Origin of the sequence: Streptomyces sp. NPDC050422 (assembly GCF_044458665.1) — a bacterium.
In the GTDB taxonomy this organism is placed as follows: Bacteria; Actinomycetota; Actinomycetes; order Streptomycetales; family Streptomycetaceae; genus Streptomyces.
The window spans coordinates 28195-47506 of the sequence record NZ_JBITIE010000009.1 but is presented as its reverse complement, the minus strand read 5'-3'; the positions used below and the strand labels follow the sequence as shown (position 1 = coordinate 47506).

At 72.0% G+C, this 19312-nt stretch carries 13 protein-coding genes; 3 read left to right on the top strand and 10 right to left on the bottom strand.

The genetic code is table 11. The features are described 5' to 3' along the window. Positions 1 to 152: 152 nt before the first annotated feature. Complete coding sequence (locus tag ACIBJG_RS15445; protein WP_399308271.1) at positions 153 to 545, bottom strand: MGMT family protein; 393 nt, start codon at positions 543 to 545, stop codon at positions 153 to 155. A 221-nt stretch (positions 546 to 766) separates the two neighbouring features. Here ACIBJG_RS15445 and ACIBJG_RS15440 point away from each other — a divergent pair, with 221 nt between their 5' ends. The 3 genes from ACIBJG_RS15440 (at position 767) to ACIBJG_RS15430 (ending at position 7020) form a co-directional block, all read left to right on the top strand. Next, a complete protein-coding gene (locus ACIBJG_RS15440; RefSeq protein WP_399308004.1) occupies positions 767 to 3499 on the top strand; it encodes a YbhN family protein in 2733 nt (910 codons plus the stop codon). Between the two features lie 151 nt (positions 3500 to 3650). Further along, positions 3651 to 5255, top strand: a complete 1605-nt coding sequence (locus ACIBJG_RS15435; protein ID WP_399308003.1) for an alpha/beta hydrolase — start codon at positions 3651 to 3653, stop codon at positions 5253 to 5255. 190 nt (positions 5256 to 5445) lie between these two features. Then, positions 5446 to 7020 carry an alpha/beta hydrolase gene (locus ACIBJG_RS15430; RefSeq protein WP_399308002.1) on the top strand — a complete coding sequence of 525 codons (1575 nt, stop codon included), beginning with the start codon at positions 5446 to 5448 and terminating at the stop codon, positions 7018 to 7020. A 65-nt stretch (positions 7021 to 7085) separates the two neighbouring features. Here ACIBJG_RS15430 and moeZ read toward each other — a convergent pair whose 3' ends face one another. The 9 genes from moeZ to ACIBJG_RS15385 form a co-directional block, all read right to left on the bottom strand. Beyond that, positions 7086 to 8264 carry an adenylyltransferase/sulfurtransferase MoeZ gene (gene moeZ / locus ACIBJG_RS15425; RefSeq protein WP_399308001.1) on the bottom strand — a complete coding sequence of 393 codons (1179 nt, stop codon included), beginning with the start codon at positions 8262 to 8264 and terminating at the stop codon, positions 7086 to 7088. 85 nt (positions 8265 to 8349) lie between these two features. Beyond that, positions 8350 to 9192, bottom strand: coding sequence for a spherulation-specific family 4 protein (locus tag ACIBJG_RS15420; protein WP_399308000.1), 843 nt, complete (start codon positions 9190 to 9192; stop codon positions 8350 to 8352). Beyond that, positions 9180 to 10145, bottom strand: coding sequence for an NAD(P)-dependent oxidoreductase (locus tag ACIBJG_RS15415; RefSeq protein WP_136329483.1), 966 nt, complete (start codon positions 10143 to 10145; stop codon positions 9180 to 9182). Before ACIBJG_RS15415 ends, ACIBJG_RS15420 begins: the two co-directional genes overlap by 13 nt. 135 nt (positions 10146 to 10280) lie before the next feature. Beyond that, positions 10281 to 11504 (bottom strand): hypothetical protein, encoded by a 1224-nt coding sequence (locus ACIBJG_RS15410; RefSeq protein WP_399308270.1) that lies wholly within the window; start codon positions 11502 to 11504, stop codon positions 10281 to 10283. A 463-nt stretch (positions 11505 to 11967) separates the two neighbouring features. Next, the gene (locus tag ACIBJG_RS15405) at positions 11968 to 13770 is read right to left on the bottom strand and encodes a DUF3492 domain-containing protein (protein ID WP_399308269.1); all 1803 of its coding nucleotides are present in this window, start codon (positions 13768 to 13770) and stop codon (positions 11968 to 11970) included. A gap of 190 nt (positions 13771 to 13960) precedes the next feature. Continuing rightward, entirely contained in the window at positions 13961 to 15541 is a 1581-nt protein-coding gene (locus ACIBJG_RS15400; RefSeq protein WP_399307999.1) for a dipeptide ABC transporter ATP-binding protein, read from the bottom strand. Then, a complete protein-coding gene (locus ACIBJG_RS15395; RefSeq protein WP_399307998.1) occupies positions 15538 to 16527 on the bottom strand; it encodes an ABC transporter permease in 990 nt (329 codons plus the stop codon). The genes ACIBJG_RS15400 and ACIBJG_RS15395 overlap by 4 nt, the downstream gene beginning before the upstream one ends. Continuing rightward, on the bottom strand, positions 16524 to 17507 hold the full coding sequence (locus tag ACIBJG_RS15390) for an ABC transporter permease (protein WP_399307997.1): 984 nt from the start codon (positions 17505 to 17507) through the stop codon (positions 16524 to 16526). The genes ACIBJG_RS15395 and ACIBJG_RS15390 overlap by 4 nt, the downstream gene beginning before the upstream one ends. A gap of 2 nt (positions 17508 to 17509) precedes the next feature. Further along, complete coding sequence (locus tag ACIBJG_RS15385) at positions 17510 to 19237, bottom strand: ABC transporter substrate-binding protein (RefSeq protein WP_399307996.1); 1728 nt, start codon at positions 19235 to 19237, stop codon at positions 17510 to 17512. Between the last annotated feature and the right edge of the window lie 75 nt (positions 19238 to 19312).

Here is a 19312-nt window from a genome sequence, read left to right as displayed (position 1 = left end):
ACCGGGCTCGGCGGAAGGACCGGGCGCGGCGGAAGGGCCGGGCTCGAGCGGAAGGCCGGGCTCGACGGAAGGGCCGGGCACGACCCCTTCACGCTTCCTGTACGTCGTACGGGCCCGGCTCCGCCCGATGTGCCGCCGGATGGCCGAAGCTGTCAGGTGTGAGATCCCCCGCCGTCGTCGCCCCCCGTGCCCGGCCCGCCGTCCGCCACGCCGTCCCACCGTGCGCGTCGCATGTCCAGCCGCGGGACATGTCCCTCCGCGGACCGCGAGACCTCGCGCAGCGGGGTGTTCTCCTCGCGGTAGTGATCCAGCGCACGCAGTTCGTGGCCGGGCAGCAGCGCACCGTCGGCGCGCACCACACGCCACCACGGCGCTGCTCCCCCGTACAAGGCCATGACCCGGCCGACCTGACGCGGTCCGCCGTCCCCCAGCCACTCCGCGATGTCGCCGTAGGTCATGACGCGGCCGGGCGGGATCAGGTCGGCGACGTCGAGCACGCGCTCCGCGTACTCCGGCAACGCGTCGCTCGTCGGGTGTTCGCTCATCCAGCCCATCCTGCCGTACGCCACCGACAGTCCGGTCCGTTGCGTGTTCATGCGCACACGGCGTGTGCGCACGAGGGGAAGGGGGCGTATCTTGCGCACCGCGCACTCCCGCATCGCACCCTGATGCCCCCCTCCGCCCGTCGGCCGTGCCACCATCATGCGGGCGGTGACCGGTGATACGAGAACACGAAGACCAATCAGAGGCGACGAAGGAGCAGGGCGTGCAGCCACCGAAGGCGGCCGACGCCTCTGATGCCGAGCCGCGCCCCGAGGGGGACGGGCAGCAGCCGGGCCCGGACCCCCAGACCCCTTCGGACCGTTTGGCCGGCTCGACGCTCTCGACCTCCGACGAGGCCCTGTCCGACCGCGTCTCGGGTGACGAACCCCTGCTCCCCGCCCGGGTGCACCGCCCTTCAGACCTGCTGCGGCTTCTCGTCGGGGTCCTGGCGATCGTCGTGGTGTTCGCCGTCGCCGCCTTCGCCCACGGCACGACGACCGGCCTCGAAGAGGACATCAACAAGGGCACCGGCCAGGCGCCCGATCTGCTCATCAAGCTCGCCGGTCTCGTCTCCAGCATCGCCGTGCTGCTCGTCCCGGTGGCCTTCGCCATCGAGCGGCTGATCAAACGCGACGGGCTGCGGATCGCGGACGGTGTCCTGGCCGCCGTGCTCGCGCACGGGGTGACGCTCGCCACGGACCTGTGGGTGTCCAATTCCGCGGCCGGCACCATTCAGGACGCCCTGACCCAGCCACAGCCCGGCAACGCGCTCACCGACCCCGTACACGGCTATCTCGCCCCGGTGATCGCCTATATGACGGCGGTCGGCATGGCGAGACGGCCGCGGTGGCGGGTCGTGCTGTGGGTGGTGCTGCTGCTCGACGCCTTCACCATGCTGGTGGGCGGGTACACGACCCCGCTCTCGATCATCCTCACGGTGCTCATCGGCTGGACGGTCGCGTACGGCACGCTGTACGCGGTCGGCTCGCCGAACGTCCGGCCGACCGGCCAGCACCTGATGGCCGGTCTGCGCCACGTCGGCTTCCGGCCGGTCACCGCGATGCGCGCCGACGACGCGCCCGACGCGGGTGGTGACCAGAGCGACCGCGGACGCCGCTACGTGGTCTCCCTGGAGGACGGACCACCGCTCGACGTGACGGTCGTGGACCGCGAACAGCAGGCGCAGGGCTTCTTCTACCGGCTGTGGCGCAGACTCACCCTGCGCGGCATCACCCAGCGGCGTTCCATCCAGTCGCTGCGCCAGGCCCTGGAGCAGGAGGCGCTGCTGGCGTACGCGGCGATCGCCGCCGGCGCCAACGCCCCCAAGCTGATCGCTACCTCCGAGCTCGGTCCGGACGCCGTGATGCTGGTGTACGAGCACATCGGCGGGCGCTCGCTCGACGCGCTGGAGGACTCCGAGATCACCGACGACCTGGTGCGGGGCGCCTGGCGTCAGGTGCGGGCGCTCCAGTCGCGGCGGATCGCGCACCGCAGGCTCACCGGTGACGCCATCCTGGTGGATCGTTCCGGCAAGGTGTTCGTCACGGATCTGCGCGGCGGCGAGATCGCGGCCGGTGACCTGGTCCTGCGGATGGACGTCGCCCAGCTGCTCACCACCACGGGCCTGCGGGTGGGGGCCGAGCGCGCGGTCGCGTCCGCGCTGGCGGTACTCGGCCCGGACGCCGTCGCGGACTGTCTGCCGCTGCTCCAGCCGATCGCGCTCAGCCGCTCCACCCGCGCCCATCTGCGCAGGCTCGCCCGGGAGCGGTCGCAGCGCCGGCGCGAGGCCGTGCTGGACGCGTCGGACGCGGCGAAGCGGGCCCGGTCGCAGGGTGCGGAGGCGGCCGACGACGCCGGCCGCAAGTCCGGCCGCAAGTCGCAGCGCACCGAGAAGCAGGCCGAGAAGCGAGCCATGGACGACGCGCTCGACGTCGCCCGCGAGGAGGACCTGCTCTCCCAGATCCGCCAGGAGGTGCTGCTGATCCGGCCGCAGGCCCCGGTCGAGCCGGTCCGTCTGGAGCGCATCAAACCGCGTACCCTGCTCAGCTTCATCGCCGGTGCCATCGCCGCGTACTTCCTGATCTCGCAGGTCACCGAGGCCGACTTCGGTGCGGTGGTCGAGCAGGCGGAGTGGGGCTGGGTGGCGGCCGCGCTCGGTTTCTCGGCACTCAGTTACATCGCGGCCGCGATGAGCCTGCTGGGCTTCGTGCCCGAGCGGGTGCCGTTCGGCAAGACGGTGCTGGCGCAGGTCGCCGGCTCGTTCGTGAAGATCGTGGCCCCGGCCGCGGTGGGCGGTGTCGCGCTGAACACCCGCTTCCTCCAGCGCTCCGGCGTACGCCCGGGGCTCGCGGTCGCGAGTGTCGGCGCCTCGCAGCTGTTCGGGCTGGGGTGCCACATCCTGCTGCTGGCCGCGTTCGGCTATCTGACCGGTACGGAGAAGACACCGTCCTCGCTCACCCCGTCCAGGACCGTGATCGCGGGACTGCTGACGGTCGCCGTGCTGGTGTTGGTGGTGACGGCGATCCCGTTCCTGCGCAAGTTCGTGGTGACCCGGGTGCGGTCGCTGTTCGCCGGGGTCGTCCCGCGCATGCTCGACGTCGTGCAGCGGCCCCAGAAGCTGTTCACCGGCATCGGCGGGATGCTGCTGCTGACCGGCCTGTTCGTGATGTGTCTGGACGCGTCGGTCCGGGCGTTCAGCGGCCCGGACACACCGCACCTCAGTTACGCGAGTATCGCGGTGGTCTTCCTCGCCGGCAACGCGCTGGGGTCGGCGGCGCCGACGCCGGGCGGGATGGGCGCGGTCGAGGGTGCGCTGACTCTCGGTCTGATCGCGGTCGGCCTGCCGAAAGAGGTCGCGGCGCCCGCGGTGCTGCTGTACCGGTTGATGACGCTGTGGCTGCCGGTGCTTCCCGGCTGGCTCGCCTTCAACCACCTGACGCGCAAGGGCGAGCTCTAGGGCGTGTTTCGAAAGTCCCGCCTGCCGGGAGGCGTCTGGCCCGCCCTCCGGGTGGACGGCGCTACTTTCGAAACACGCCCTAGAACGGGCTGTCCACCCGCTTGGACCGGCGCCCCGTGCACCCCGGGGGGCGCCGCCGCACGATGGAGTGATGAGGACCTCCCCTGCCCTGCGCGCCGCGGCCCTCGCCGCCACCGTGACCGTGCTGCTTCCGCTCACCGGCTGTTCGGACGGGGGTGACACGGACACGGCCGGCCGCGCGAAGAGCACGCCGCGGGCGGCCGAGGCCGCCGCGGCCAGCACCCCTGCGGGCCTCGCCTCCCAGCGGCTGAAGTGGTCCCCGTGTCCTGCCCCTTCCCAGGCACAGGGCGGCGGGGCCTCGCCCACCCCGCTGCCCGGCGGGGCCGTCTGGGAGTGCTCCTTCATGAATGTCCCGCTCGACTACGCCGAGCCGGAGGGCGACACCATCGAGCTGGCGCTCGTCCGCGCGAAGGCTATGGACCGGAAGAAGCGGATCGGCTCGCTCATCTTCAACTTCGGCGGCCCCGGCGCCTCCGGAGTCGCGACGCTGCCCGCGTTCGGTACGGAGTACGACAAGCTCCGCACGCGATACGACCTGGTGAGCTTCGACCCGCGCGGAGTCGGCCGCAGCGCAGGCGTGGAGTGCGAGGACGACGCGCAGCTGGACGCGCGGTACGAGGGTGACGGCACGCCCGACGACGCGGCGGAGGAGAAGCAGTTCACCGAGGACACCAAGACGTACGTGGCGGCCTGCGAGAAGAACTCGGGCAAGGAACTCCCCTTCGTGGGGACGACGAACGCCGCGCGCGACATGGACCTGATGCGCCAGGTCCTCGGCGACGACAGGCTGTACTACTTCGGCATCTCGTACGGAACCGAACTGGGCGGCGTCTACGCGCACTTGTTCCCCGAGCACGTCGGCAGGTCGGTCCTGGACGCGGTGGTCGACCCGACCGAGGACGCGGAACAGTCCTCCCTCGGCCAGGCCAAGGGGTTCCAGCTCGCACTGGACAACTTCGCCAAGGGCTGCGTGGACCGGGGAGACGCCTGCAAGCTGCCCGGTTCCACCGCCGAGGAGGTCGAGCAGGGGGTGTCCGATCTCCTCGACGGGCTGGAGAAGAAACCCATCGCGGGCATCGGTTCCCGCAAACTGACGCAGACGCAGGCCACCACCGGCATCGCGGCGGCGCTCTACTCCAAGGAGACCTGGCCCCTGCTGGAGCAGGGCGTCGACGAGGCCGACGGGGGCAACGGCGGGCTGCTCCTGGCTCTCGCGGACTCCCTCAACGGGCGCTCCGAGGACGGCCACTACGACAATTCCGCCGCGGCCAACACCGCGATCAACTGTGCCGACTCCAAGGAGCGGTTCACCCTCGACCGGACCAAGGAGAAGCTCCCCGCCTTCCACGACGCCTCACCGGTCTTCGGCGACTACCTCGGCTGGGGTCTGATGGCGTGCACCGGCTGGCCGGTACAGGGTGCCTGGGACACTCCGGACGTCAGCGCCGAGGGCGCGGCCCCGATTCTGGTCATCGGCAACACGGGCGACCCCGCGACCCCGTACGCGGGCGCGAAGGCGATGGCCGAGGAGCTGGGCGAGGGCGTCGGCGTGGGGATGACGTACAAGGGCGAGGGCCACGGCGCGTACAACAGCGGCAACGCCTGCGTGCAGAAAGCGGTGGGCGGCTACCTGCTGGACGGCAAGGTACCGGCGGACGGAACCGTCTGCGGCTAGGAGTCGGCGGACGGAACCGTCTGTGGCAAGGTGCCGGCGGACGGAACCGTCTGTGGCCAGGTGCCGGCGGACGGAACCGTCTGTGGCAAGGTGCCGGCGGACGGAACCGTCTGTGGCCAGGAGTCCGGCGGTACGTGCCTACCATGGGCGAACTGCCGGACGGGCAGGCACAACGGGGAGGGACGTACACGTGGTCGCATACGTACGGGCCGGGGCGCTGGCCGCCGCCGCACTGCTGCTGACGGGGGTGCTCACGGGCTGCGAGGACGATGCGGACGCCAAGCCGGCCACGCCGGCGGGTGGCACCACGGCTTCGGGCGCCTCGGAGTCCGCCGCCCCGTCGGCCGACACGGGCGCGAAGCCCCTGCCCGCCGCCCTCACCTCGCAGCGCCTGGACTGGAAGCGCTGCAAGGCCCCCGAGGGCAACGCCGCTCCGGGCTCGTCCTGGCGCTGTACGACGGTCAGGGTTCCGCTGGACTACGCGAAGCCGGCCGGCGACACGATCGGGATCGCGCTGATCCGCAAGGAGGCCCGGGACAAAGGCCGGCGGCTCGGCTCGATGCTGTTCAACTTCGGCGGCCCAGGCGGCTCGGGCGTCTCCATACTGCCGCGCGCCGCCGGTTCGTACGGGGCGCTCAACACCCGCTACGACCTGGTGGGGTTCGACCCGCGCGGGGTGGCACAGAGCGCCGGGGTGCGATGCCGCACCGACCAGGAGCAGGACAGCACCAACAAGAACATCGACATGACGCCGGACACGACTGCGGAGGAGGCGGCCTTCATGAAGGACGGCGCCGGCTTCGGCGCCGGCTGCGAGCACCGCTCGGGCAAGGTCCTGCCGTTCGTCGGCACGACCAACGCCGCCCGGGACATGGACCTGATCCGCGAAGTCCTCGGGGACAGGAAGCTGACGTACTTCGGCATGTCGTACGGCACCGAGCTGGGCGGAACCTACGCGCACCTCTTCCCGAAGAAGGTCGGGCGCACCGTCTTCGACGCCGTCGTCGACCCGACCGCGGACTCCACCGGTCACGCCCGTAACCAGACGACCGGCTTCCAGCGGGCGCTGGAGAACTACCTCAAGGACCGCGGCCAGGACCCGAAGGCAGGCACCCGGCGCATCGCCGCCCTGCTGAAGCGGATCGACGCCAAGCCGCTGCCGACCGGTACGGGACGCGAGCTCAACGAGTCACTGGCGATCACCGGCATCGTGCTGCCGCTCTACTCCAAGGACAGCTGGCCGACGCTCACCCAGGCCCTGGACGAGGCGGAGAGCGGCACCGGCTCCATGCTGCTGCAGCTCGCCGACTCGTACAACGGCCGTGACGAGAACGGTCATTACGACACCCAGAACCATTCGCAGCGGGCCATCTCCTGCGCGGACACCAAGGCCAGGCCGACGGCGGCCGACGCGAGGGCGCTGCTGCCCGAGTTCCGGAAGCTGTCCCCGGTCTTCGGCGCGTTCCTGGCCTGGGACACCGCCGGCTGGTGCTCCGACTGGCCGGTGGCGGGCGAGCACGACACCCCGGAGGCGAGCGCGCCGGGCGCCGGTCCGATCCTGGTCGTGGGGACGACCGGCGACCCGGCGACACCGTACGAGGGTGCGCGGAAGATGGCGGACGAACTGGGCGAGGGCGTCGGTGTCCTGTTCACCAACAAGGGCGAGGGGCACGGCGCCTACGGTGGCAACGCCTGTGTGACGTCGACGGTGAACGCGTACTTCCTGGACGGGAAGGTGCCGGCCGACGGCAAGACCTGCTCGTAGCGCAGGCGCACACACGACGAAGGGGGCCGGCCCGCAATGCGGACCGGCCCCCTTCACCACACGTTCTAGTACACCGGCTTCTCGGGCTCGATCTGGTTGACCCAGCCGACCACGCCGCCGCCGAGGTGCACCGAGTCGGCGAAGCCCGCCGACTTGAGGACCGCGAGGACCTCGGCACTGCGGACACCGGTCTTGCAGTGCAGCACGATGCGCTTGTCCTGCGGGAGGTCCTGGAGGGCGTTGCCCATCAGGAACTCGTTCTTCGGGATCAGCTTCGCGCCCGGGATCGAGACGATCTCGTACTCGTTCGGCTCACGGACGTCGATGATCTCGATCTTCTCGTCCGCGTCGATCCATTCCTTGAGCTGCTTGGGAGTGATCGTGGAGCCGAGCGCCGCCTCCTGGGCCTCCTCGGACACGACGCCGCAGAAGGCCTCGTAGTCGATGAGCTCGGTGACGGTCGGGTTCTCGCCGCAGACCGCGCAGTCGGGGTCCTTGCGGACCTTGACCTGGCGGTACTGCATCTCCAGCGCGTCGTAGATCATCAGACGGCCGACCAGCGGGTCGCCGATGCCGGCGAGCAGCTTGATGGCCTCGTTGACCTGGATGGAGCCGATGGACGCGCAGAGCACGCCCAGGACACCGCCCTCGGCGCAGGACGGAACCATGCCGGGGGGCGGCGGCTCCGGGTAGAGGCAGCGGTAGCAGGGACCGTGCTCGGACCAGAAGACGGACGCCTGGCCGTCGAACCGGTAGATCGAGCCCCAGACGTACGGCTTGTTCAGCAGGACCGCGGCGTCGTTGACGAGATAGCGGGTGGCGAAGTTGTCCGTGCCGTCCACGATCAGGTCGTACTGGGCGAAGATGTCCATCACGTTGTCGGCTTCGAGCCGCTCCTCGTGAAGGACCACGTTCACCAGGGGGTTGATCCCCTGCACGGTCTCCTTGGCCGACACGGCCTTGGACTTGCCGATGTCGGCCTGGCTGTGGATGACCTGGCGCTGCAGGTTCGACTCGTCGACCTCGTCGAACTCCACGATGCCGAGCGTGCCCACACCGGCCGCGGCCATGTACATCAGAGCCGGTGAGCCGAGGCCCCCGGCGCCCACACAGAGCACCTTCGCGTTCTTCAGCCGCTTCTGTCCGTCCATCCCGACATCCGGGATGATCAGGTGGCGGGAGTACCTGCGGACCTCGTCGACGGTGAGCTCAGCAGCTGGCTCGACCAGGGGTGGCAGCGACACAGGAACCTCAACAATGCAGGTGGTCGGTTTCTACGTACTTCGGCTACGTACGGTTGTTCTTGCGGTAACACTGCCACGCCCCCTCTCATTCCGAGATAGCAGGTCCGATCCGCGAGACGATTTCGTCCCAGTACCTGGGCAGTGTCGCAAATGGATCGCTTTGCCCACGCCCGTTTCCGGGGCCGGCCTCCCCCGTGCGGTCCGTGAAGAAGATCGTCCCGGCGCCCTGCCAGCGGGCGATGCGCATCGCCTCCTCCAGATGGGTGCGCGGAACGCCGTGGACGAAGTGGGCGAATCGGCCGGGCGGGTAGGCGGCGGTCCACTCCGCCACCTGCGACCAGCGGTAGTCGCTCCACGCGCCGCGGAAGGTGACGAGCTGGTCGGCTGCCTCCGCGTAGCCCGGATACGGGTGGGTGTCATGGCCGAGCACGAGGTGTCCGCCGTGCTGTGCGCTGTCGCTGTCCGCCAGGAGCGCGGAGAGGGTGCCGGTGAGACGGCGAACGGCCGGGAGGTCCGGGCGCCCGGCCGGGCAGTGGTCGAGGTGGAAGCCGTCGACGCGGTACCAGTCCAGGTAGGACCGCGCGTCGGCGACCAGCTCGCCGAAGGAACGGTTCCCGTAGGCCAGATCGAGCCGGCCGAGCAGCCGTCCGGCCGACGCCCGCACGGAGTCGCGCGGCTCCTCGCCGTGGACGGCTCTTTCGCGGGCGTTGCGGAGCCGGCCCGCGGCTTCCAGGCAGTGCGGGTCGGGGCGGGTGCCGGGGCCGTTGTCGATGTCGAGGACGGCCCAGTGCAGCGGGGTGCCGGGGCGGGCGAGTTCGGCCCATTCGGCCGGGGCGAGCAGCGGATGCGCGCAGCCGGGGACGCCGAAGCCGAGCTGGTCGGCGCCGCTGGTCCGGCGGACGGTGCCGGTACTGGTCAGATACGGCACGCCGCCTCCATCCAGATGTCGGCGAGGGACTCCTCCAGATTGATCCGGGGGCGCCAGCCGAGCCGGTCCCTGGCGGTGCGGACATCGGCCTGCTGCCAGGCGCCGCAGCCGTCGGGGTAGGGGGACGGGGTGACCGAGAGGTGCTCCATGACCGATTCGGCGGAGGTGCGCGGTGCGCCGATGGGCAGGCGTGCGGGGGGCGTGTCCAGCTCGTGGAGCGCGCCCGCGTACCCGGCGACCTTGGCGAGGACGGCCGCGGCGTCGCGCAGGCGCACGGCCCGGCCGGTGCCGATGTTGACGACGCCCTGGGCGGCGGAGAGCGAGGCGGCGTGCACGGCGCGCGCGACGTCGCGCACGTCGACGAAGTCGCGCTGCACGCCGAGGCCGCTGAGCTTCAGCTCGCCGTCGCCCGACTGCATGGCCCGGCGCATCGCCTCGGCGAGCCGGCCGAGCGGGGAGCCCGCCGGGGTGCCGGGGCCGACCGGCGAGAAGACCCGCAGCACGACCGCGTCGAGGCCGGAACCGAGGACGAGTTCGGTGGCGGCGAGCTTGCTGACGCCGTACGGGCCGCCGGGGCGCGGGATGGCGTCCTCGGCCGTGGACGAACCGGGCTGCGAGGGCCCGTACTCCGAGGAACAGCCGACCTGGACGAGCCGGGCGGTGCAGCCGCTGCGCCGCATCGCCTCGCAGACGGTGGCGACGGCGACGGTGTTGTGACGGGTCAGGTCGCGGGCCCCGCCCCGGGTGGCCCCGGCGCAGTTGACGACGACTCCGGGGTGGACGGCGTCCAGGAAGCGGGTGAGCGCTCCCGGGCTGCCGCCGGCGAGGTCGAACCGTACGTCGGCGTCGTCGCCGCGGCCGAGCGCCGTGAGGTGGACGGCGGGGTCGGCGAGCAGCCGGTCGGCCACGAACCGGCCGAGGAATCCGTTGGCTCCGAGCAGCAGCACCCTCATCGCGCGCCCCCTGAGTGCCGACGGCGGGCTGCCGGTGCGGGGGATTGGGGGGTCATGTCCGGTGTCTCCTTGAGGCAGTTGCGTACGGTGCGGGACGGGACCCGCGGCGTCGGCTCCGCGGGGCTGTGGAGTGCGTCAGGCGGCGGTGTGGGCGGATGCCCGGGAGAGAGCGACGGTGGCGGTGGTCAGCAGGCCGAGCGCGGCCGCGCCGCACGCGACGGCGGGTACGGCCCCGGTGCCGCCCGCCTCGATGAGCGCGTCGACGGGGCGGGCGAGGGCGTCGAGGCCGGGCAGCCGGCCGGCCAGGATGAGGGCGGGGGCGGCGACCTCGACGGCGCAGGCGGCGGCGAGGCCGGTGGCGGCCGGTTCGGGGAAGCCGTGGACGGTGAGGAGTCGCGCCAGCAGGAGGAGTACGCCGAGGGTGGCGGCCCCGAGCTCGGAGCCCCCCGGCCCGGCCCCGAGCCCTGCCAGGTACAACAGCCCGCCGAGGACGCAGACGAAGACCGCGACCGCGGCGAACAGCAGGGGGCGCACGCCCGCGGCGAACTCCTCCAGCGCGCGGCTGCCGTTGAGTTTGCGGTGCGCGTGTACGGAGAAGAGGTGGGCGCACCAGGCCGCGGGGGCGACCGCCACGGCGAGCCCGAGCAGGGGCGCCGGGGTGATGTCCCAGGGGCCTTCGGGGCCACCGCTGAGGAGCTGGTGGAGCAGGGCGTCGCCGTACAGGACGTAGCCGAGCAGCCAGCAGCCGAAGAGACCGGCGGCGCCGGATGAGCGGCCGTCGGCGCAGAGGGGGCCGGTACGAAGGGCGAGCGCGAGCCCGAGGAGCGCGAGGAGACCGCCACCGGTGCCGATGGCGAGCCGGGAGCCGCCGTCGAGCACCCCCTCGGTGAGCCGCAGCGTGACGAAGGTCGCGAGACAGGCGGCGCCCGGCAGCAGCGCCCGGAGCGACCATGCGGCGCGCGTCTCGACGTCGCGCGCAGGGGCGGAGGACGCCCCCACGGGCTCCCCCGCGACACCCGGTACCCGGGCGAACAGTTCCTCGGCCAACGAGAACACGTCGCGGTGCCGGTAGCGGGCGGCGGTGCGGTCGGTGACCCCGTGGGCCTCCAGTCCGGCGGCGATCTCCAGCGGGTCGACGGCGCGCTCACAGAGTTCGCGGTGCCGGTGCATGAGCGATTTCACGGGGTCGGCGGGCCCGCGCCGCCCCGTGGTGAGCTTGCGCGCCGGAGCGGTGTGGGCAACCTCGGGGGCCCGGGGGGCGGGGTGCGGTGCGGGGTCGTCGGGGGGTGTCGGGGCGTCGGCGGATGCCGGGTTCTCGGTGGGCCGGTCCTCGGCGGATGCCAGGTTCTCGGTGGGCACCGGGTCGTCGGCCGGTGCCGGGTCCACGGCGGCGGGCGGCGTGTCCTCGTCGCCTCCGGGGGGCGCGGGGGCGGCGGCCGGCGCGAAAGCCGGAACGGGCGCGGCGGCCGAAGCCGGCGCGGAAGCCTGCGCGGAGTCGTGGTCCGGCGTGGGGGCGAGCTCCGGGCGGGGCGCGCTCCCGGCCCCGTCCATCTGCGCACCCGCCAACCCGTCCGGTGATGCGGCGGAGGACCCCCAGGCCGGTTCGGAGGCGTCCGCGAGCAGGGTCGCGGACGCCGACGCCCGTGAGCGGTGGTCCCCGTTGCTGCTGGTCATCGGTGTGCCGAGCGCCTCGGGCACTTCGGTCGGGCGGCCCATCGTCGTTCCTCCGTGCTGGTCACCGAGTGCACCGGGTGCGCCGGACGCAACGGATGCACCGGGCGGTCCCGGTCGATTCGTACGGCCCGGCGTGGCCGCCTCCTGGTCACGCATCGCCATCCCCCGCGCCGCACGCTCCCGCGCCCACTTCCTGCACGGCCCAACTGGGCGTCCGCACGGCCGGACCCGGCCCGGGTCCGTCACCCGGCTCCGGCCACAGACCGAGGACGTGGGCCTCCGGCGGGGTGGCGAAGGGACGCGGCCCGCCGTCGGCGTCCGGCGCCGGCTGCCTGCGCACCGGCGCCTGCGCGATCAGTTCCAGGTAAATGCCGCGAAATGCCGCGAGGTTCTGTTCGACGGTGAAGAGCTCCAGTGCGCGGGCACGCGCCGCGGCCCCCAGGCGCGCACGGCGCTCCGGGTCGCGCAGCAGCGCCAGGCAGGCGTCCGCGAGCGCCCGTGGATTGCGCGGCGGCACCACGAGTCCCGTACCGCCGATGACCTCGACGACCGCGCCGACGTCCGTGGACACCGTCGCCCGGCCACAGAACATCGCCTCGACCAGGCTGATCGGGAAGCCCTCGACCACGCTGGACAGCACCACGACCCCGCCCGCCGCGTACGCCTGGGCGAGATCGGGGACCTCGGCCCCGCCGATGTCCTCGAAGGAGACGGGGCTGTCGCCGACGGCGTGGGCGTCCACGGCCTCGTCGGGGAACAACTGGTCGGCGAGCGCCCGGCAGTGTGCGAGGTAGGTGGCGCCCTCCGGCCCCTGGGCGGGGGCGCCGATGATCCGCAGCCGGGCGTCGGGCTCGGCCCTGCGCACCTCGGCGAAGGCGTGCAGCAGGCCGATCAGGTCCTTGGCCGGCTCGATCCGGCCGACCCACACCAGCGTGTCCGGGCCACCGTCGCCCTCGCTCTCGCCGAGGGCCGCGAAGCGGCCGGACTCCATGCCGGGATGGACCGTGCGTACCTTGGCGGGGTCGGCGCCGCAGCGCTCCTGCCAGCGGCGGGCGTGGGTGTTGCCGGGGGTGATGAGCGCGGCCTGCCGGTACACCTCGGTGGCGAGCTGCCCGTGGAAGTTGGCGAGCAGCGCGCGTACCGGCGCACTCACCGGCGTACCGGTGTCCGCGAGGTAGTGCGCGCGCAGTTGTACGGCGTGCTCGGTGACGAGCAGCGGCACCCCGAAGAAGCGTTTGGCCAGCAGGCCCGGCAGCGCGGCGGCGCCCCCGGACGCGGCGTGGCAGAGGTCGACGGCGCCGAGGCTCTCCTCGTCGTACCAGTCGAGGGACAGCGGGCGCAGCACCCGGTCGAGCTCTGCGGCGAAGGCGAGGAGATCGGGGACGGTGGCGGTCTGGACGGTGCGTCCGGTGCCGGGTGCGCGGCAGGCGGCCTCCAGGACCCGCACCGCGGTCTCGGAACGCAGGGCGGCGGGCAGCCCACCGTGTTCGCAGGCCAGTTCGGCAAGTCCGTAGAGGCCTTCGGTGAACTGCGCGCCCGTGAGCTGCGGATCGGCGAACCGCGCACCCGCGTCGCCGTCCTCCCGCTCACCACCGGACGCGCCCCCCACGCACACCGCGGTGGCGAGCGACGTGAAGTGGGTGAGGAAGCGCCGTCGTTCGCGCCGCCCGTACGTCCGCGCGCCCCCACCGGTCAGCAGCCGTGAGAGGAACCCCCTGGGCGCGTGGAGGCCGAGGGTGTCCTCGTCGGCGGTCCACAGCGGTGCGGTCCGCACCCGGCTGACCCGGTCCGGGAGCTGAACCCAGCCCTGCGCCTCCTGCTCGGCGCTGCGGCTGAGCGCGAAGAGATCGAACTCGTGCTGCGCGAGCCCGCGCACCAGACGGTCGCACCAGAGTCTGGACTCACCGGACGCATACGGATAACCACCGTCGGTGAGCAGTCCGATCCGCACGAGCACACCCCCGATCTCCCTTGTGAGCGGCCGCCGTTGGATCGGCGACTCGCAGCGGGACGACCGTAAGCGGATACGCCGGTGATGCGACGGACGGTTGTCCGTCGCACCACCGAAAGGGGTGAACCGTCGTAACTTTCCCGCCCCAGTAGCGTTCTGTCGCGCTATAGAAGCAGTGCGTCACACACGGTCAGGCTGCGGCCAGCTCCTTGCGGGCCGCGCGGCGCACCGCCGCGAGCGCCGGATCGAGGGCGGGGACGGCCGCCAGCAGCTGTCTGGTGTACGGATCGCGGGGCTCCGCGTACACCTGCTCCACCCGGCCCTCCTCGACGATCCGGCCCCCTCGCATGACGGCGACCCGGTCGCTGACCTGCCGTACGACGGCGAGGTCGTGGGCGATGAAGACCAGGGCGAGCCCCAGTTCCCGCTGGAGCTCCGCCAGCAGGGCGGTCACCTGGGCCTGGGTCGTCACGTCGAGGGCGGAGACCGCCTCGTCGCAGACGATGAGCTCCGGTTCGGCGGCCAGCGCCCGCGCGATGCCGACCCGCTGGCGCTGTCCACCGCTGAACTCGTGCGGATAGCGGTCGTACTGCTCGGGGTCGAGTCCGACGCGCCGCAGCAGATCCCGTACGCGCGCCCTGATCACGCTCTCGTCGCGCTCCCCGCGCGCCCGCAGCGGATCGGCGACCGACTCACCGACGGAACGGCGCGGGTTGAGCGAGGAGACCGGGTCCTGGAAGACCATCTGCACCCGGGCCGCCCGGTCGATCCGGCCGGACGTGGGCTCCAGCAGACCGACGAGCATCCGCCCGAGGGTGGTCTTGCCGCTGCCGCTCTCGCCGACGATGCCGAGCGTCTCGCCGCGGCGGACCGTGAGGGAGACCCCGTCGACGGCGGTCAGGGCGGACTTCCCCCGGCCGAACACCTGGCGTACGTCCTCGGCCTCGACCAGCACCTCACCCTCGGCAACGGTCCGCTCCGCCGCCGACGCCACCTGGGGCTCGATCCGCGGCACCGCTGCCAGCAGCGCCTTCGTGTACGGCTCGCGGGGCGCGCCGAGCACCTGGGCCACCGGTCCGCGTTCCACGGCGACCCCCGACCGCATGACGAGCACGTCGTCCACCGACTCCGCCGCCACGCCCACGTCATGGGTGACGAGCAGCAGTCCCATGCCCGTCTCGCGGCGCAGATCGTGCAGCAGGTCGAGGATCTGGGCCTGCACGGTGACGTCGAGCGCGGTCGTCGGCTCGTCGGCGATCAGCAGTTCCGGCTCGCAGGCCAGCGCCATCGCGATCAGCGCGCGCTGGCGCATCCCGCCGGAGAACTCGTGCGGCCGGGACCGGGAGCGGCGTACCGCGTCCGGAATCCCGACCCGGTCCAGCACGTCCACGGCCCGGGCGCGCGCCGCCCGCCGGGAGACGCGGTGGTGGACCCGGTACACCTGGCCGATCTGGTCGCCCACCGCGTAGTACGGGTCAAGCGAGGAGAGCGGGTCCTGGAACACCATCGCGGCCTTCGCCCCGCGCAGCCCGCGCAGTTCGGCGGCACCGGCGGCCTGGACGTCCACGCCCGCGACCGAGACCGAGCCGCCGACCTTGGCGCCGGTCCCCCGGTGCAGTCCGAGCAGGGCGTACGCCGAGGCACTCTTGCCGGAGCCTGACTCACCGACGACGCCGAGCGCGCCGCCGGCCTCCAGCGAGAACGACAGTCCGCGCACCGCGTGCACGTCGCCGAAGGAGATCGAGAGATCGGTGACCTCGACGAGACTCATGACAGCACCACCCGTCGGTCGGCCATCGCCTGGAGGATGTCCGCGACGGCATTGGCAAGGACGACGAAGAAGCCGGTGACGAGCACCAGTCCGACGACGACCGGGAGGTCCACCTGCTTGACGGCCTCGACGAGTTCGCGGCCGACACCGGGGATCCCGAAGAGGGACTCGGTGAGCACGGCGCCGCCGAACATCGAGCCGACGTCGAGTGCGCCGAGCGCGATCACCGGGGCGAGCGCGCCGCGCAGGGCATGCCGTCCGACGATCGTCCGCTCGCTGACGCCGTACGCCCTGAAGGTGCGCACATGGTCCTCGGCGAGCGTCTCCAGCATCGAGGCCCGTGTCATCCGGGCGTACGGGGCGGCCGAGATGAGCGCGAGCGAGATCCAGGGCAGCAGCAGGTTCCAGGCCCACTGTTCCGGGTTCTCGGTGAGGGGGACGTAGTCGGGGAACGGCAGGATCTGGAGCGCCGTGACGCAGATGATGATCAGCAGCAGCCCGATCACGAAGACGGGCGTGGCCATGCCGGCCAGGGTGATCCCGGTGAGGATGCGTTCGGTGACGCGGCCGCGCCGCCACACCGAGAGCAGTCCGGTGCCGACGCCGAGCAGCATCCACAGCACGAAGGCGCCGACGGCGAGCGAGGCGGTGGCGGGCAGCTTGGCGACGATCAGCTGGGTGACCTGCTGACCGCTCTGGTACGAGAGCCCCAGGCACGGGGCCTGGCAGTGCACCACACCGGTACCGGTGGAGTAGTCGCGGCCCGCGACCAGGCTCTGGAGGAAGTGCGCGTACTGCACGTACACCGGGTCACCGAGGTGCAGTTGCTCGCTGACCTGGGCGACCTGCACGGGCGAGCAGCGCGGCCCGCAGGCGATCTGCGCGACGTTGCCGGGGGCGACGTAGAAGGCGGCGTAGACGACGACGCTGAGGGCGAGGAGGACGAAGAGCGCCCCACCGAGGCGGCGCAGCAGGAACCCGCTCATGCTCCGGCCTCCTTCTTGCTCCCGGTGCCGATCCGCAGCCGGGAGGCGGCGCGGGGGTCGAGCGCGGTGCGCACGCCCTCGCCGAGGACGGTGAGCGCCAGCACGGTGACGAAGAGCAGCCCGGCCGGGATCAGCAGGTACGTGGGTGCCGCCTGGTACCAGGTGTCGGCGTCGCTGAGCATCTGTCCCCAGGACGGCGTGGGCGGCTTGATGCCGACGCCGAGGAAGGACAGGGCCGCCTCGACGACGATGTTGGCGGGGAAGAGCAGGACGGCGTACGTGATGACGGGTGCGGCCAGCGCGGGGAGCAGTTCGCGGCGGGCGATCTGCCAGGAGCCCCAGCCGCTGAGCCGGGCGGCCGCGACGTGGTCGCGCGACTTGAGGGACAGGGTCTGCGCGCGCACGATCTTCGAGATGCCGGACCAGCCGACCAGGCCGACGATCACGGCGATCAGCACGGGGCGGGGGAAGCCCGCCGGGACGACGGCGAGCGCGCCGAGCGCGGTCACCATGACCGGCAGTGCGACCACGACATCGGTGAGCCGGCTGAGCGCCTGGTCGACGAAGCGGTTGCCGAGACCGGCCGAGAGGCCGATGACGCCACCGATGGCCACCTGGAGCAGGGTCGCTCCGAGCGCGACGCCGAGGGAGACCCGGGCGCCGTACGCGACGCGGGCGAACAGGTCGCGGCCGGTGAGCGGTTCGACGCCGAGCCAGTGCTCGGCGCTGATCCCGCCGAAGGAACCGAGCGGGACCCCGCCGGTGGCGGAGTCGACGAGACCGGGGTGGTACGTGGTGGGGTTCTGGCCCTCGATGCCCGTCAGCAGGGGTGCGGCGAGCGCGAGGAGGACCAGCAGGGCGACGACGACGGCCGCGACGAGCGCGGAGCGCCTGGTCCGCAGCCGGCGCCAGAACGGATGGGCCCCGGAGGCGGGGGCCGCGACAGCCCCCGCCTCCTTGACCAGCAGTGCTTCGGCCATGGTTACTTGACCGCGACCTGCGAGATGTCGAGCACGCCGGTCCAGTCGCTGATCACGACGTTCTTGACGGACTCGCCGTACAGGCGCTTGTAGACGGGGTGGAACAGCGGCACGGTCAGTGCCTGCTCACCGACCTTCTTGTCGAGCGCGCCCCAGCGCTTGGCGGCGGCGCTCAGGTCGGTCAGCTTGTTGATCCCGTCGATCTCCTTGTTGACCGCGGGGTCGTCGAACTGGGCGGAGTTGAAGTTGTACCCGGCCTTGACGATCTGACGTCCGTCGAAGATCGGGGCGAAGAACGGACCGCCGGAGGGCCAGTCGGCACCCCAGCCGCCGAGGAAGATTCCGGGCTCGGTCTTCACGTTGTAGACCGTGTCCGAGTAGGCGTTGTCCTCCAGGCCCCGGAGCTTGACGGTGATGCCGGCCTTCTTCAGCGCCTCCTGGAGCGCGGTCGCGATCTCCGGGCTGGTCTCGAAGTTCTTGGCGTTGTTGTGCGTGAGGGTGACCGTCAGGCCCTTGGGATAACCGGCTTCCTTCAGCAGTTCCTTGGCCTTGGCCGCGTTGCCGTTCTTGCCGGCCGGGAAGGCGTCGTACGGCGTGTAGCCGAAGGACTCCTGGTCGGGCAGGAAGGTGGTGGCGGGCTCGGCGAGCGAGGAGCCACCGGCCGCGTTGACCACGGACGTGCGGTCGACGGCGTACGAAATGGCCTGGCGCACCTTCGGGTTGTCGAACGGCTTCACCTTCGGGTTGAAGGCGATGTAGTTCGTGTAGCCGAAGTGTCCGGTGCCGACGCGGGCGGCGAGCTTCTTGTCGCCACTGACCTTGGCGAGTTCGGCCGGGCCGAGGTTGGTGTCGGTGGTGACGGCCGCGGCGTCGGTGCCCTGGGAGGCGGAGAGCCGCTGGTTGATGACGGCGGAGTCGAGCCCGGAGCGGACATCGATCTTGTCGGGGTATGCCTTGCGCTCCTCGTCGGTCGCGGCCGACCAGTACGTGTTGCGCTCCAGGGTGAGGCGCTCGCCGTCGCCCTCGTTCTTGACGACCTTGTACGGGCCGGAGGAGAGCGGGTGCTCCTCGTACTTCGTACCGGTGTCCTTGGCCTTCGGCACCGGGGTGGTCTGGGTCTGGGTGGCCAGGTAGGGGAACTCGCCCTCGGGCTTGTTCAGGTGGAAGACGATGGTCTTCGCGTCGGGCGTCTCGATCGAGCCGAGGCCCTTCTTGTCCTTGTACGGGCCCTGGTAGTCGGCCCCGCCGATCAGCCAGTCACGCAGGTACGGCGCGCCGCCGGAGAGCTCGGCCGCGAAGGAGCGCTCGATGCCGTACTTGATGTCGGCGCTCGTGATGGCGCTGCCGTCCTCGTACTTGAGGCCGTCCTTGAGCGTGTACGTCCAGACCGTGGCGTTCTTGCTGGGCTTGCCCAGGTCGGTCGCCAGGTCGGGGACCACCTTCGAGCCCGCGGCGCCGTTCTCCCGGTTGCGGGTGGTGAGGGTGCGGAAGACGAGGGAGGGGACGTTGCCGCCGCCGGAGGTGTAGAGCCGCGCGGGGTCGAAGTCCTCCTGCGGCTTGCTGTTGAGGACGGTGAGCGTGCCGCCCTTCTTGGGGGCGCCCGCCGCGCCGGAGGTGTCGTCGCTGCCCTTGCTGCTGTCCTCGGGGCCGCAGGCCGCGGCTCCCGCGGCCACGGCGAGGACTGCGGCGGCCGCTGCTACGCGGCGCGATATGACGGACGGATGACGCATCGGAAGATGACCTCTCGGAGTACTGCCTGAATGAGGGAAACAGAGGGTGATTCCGTGCAGGCGGCGACGAGAGGT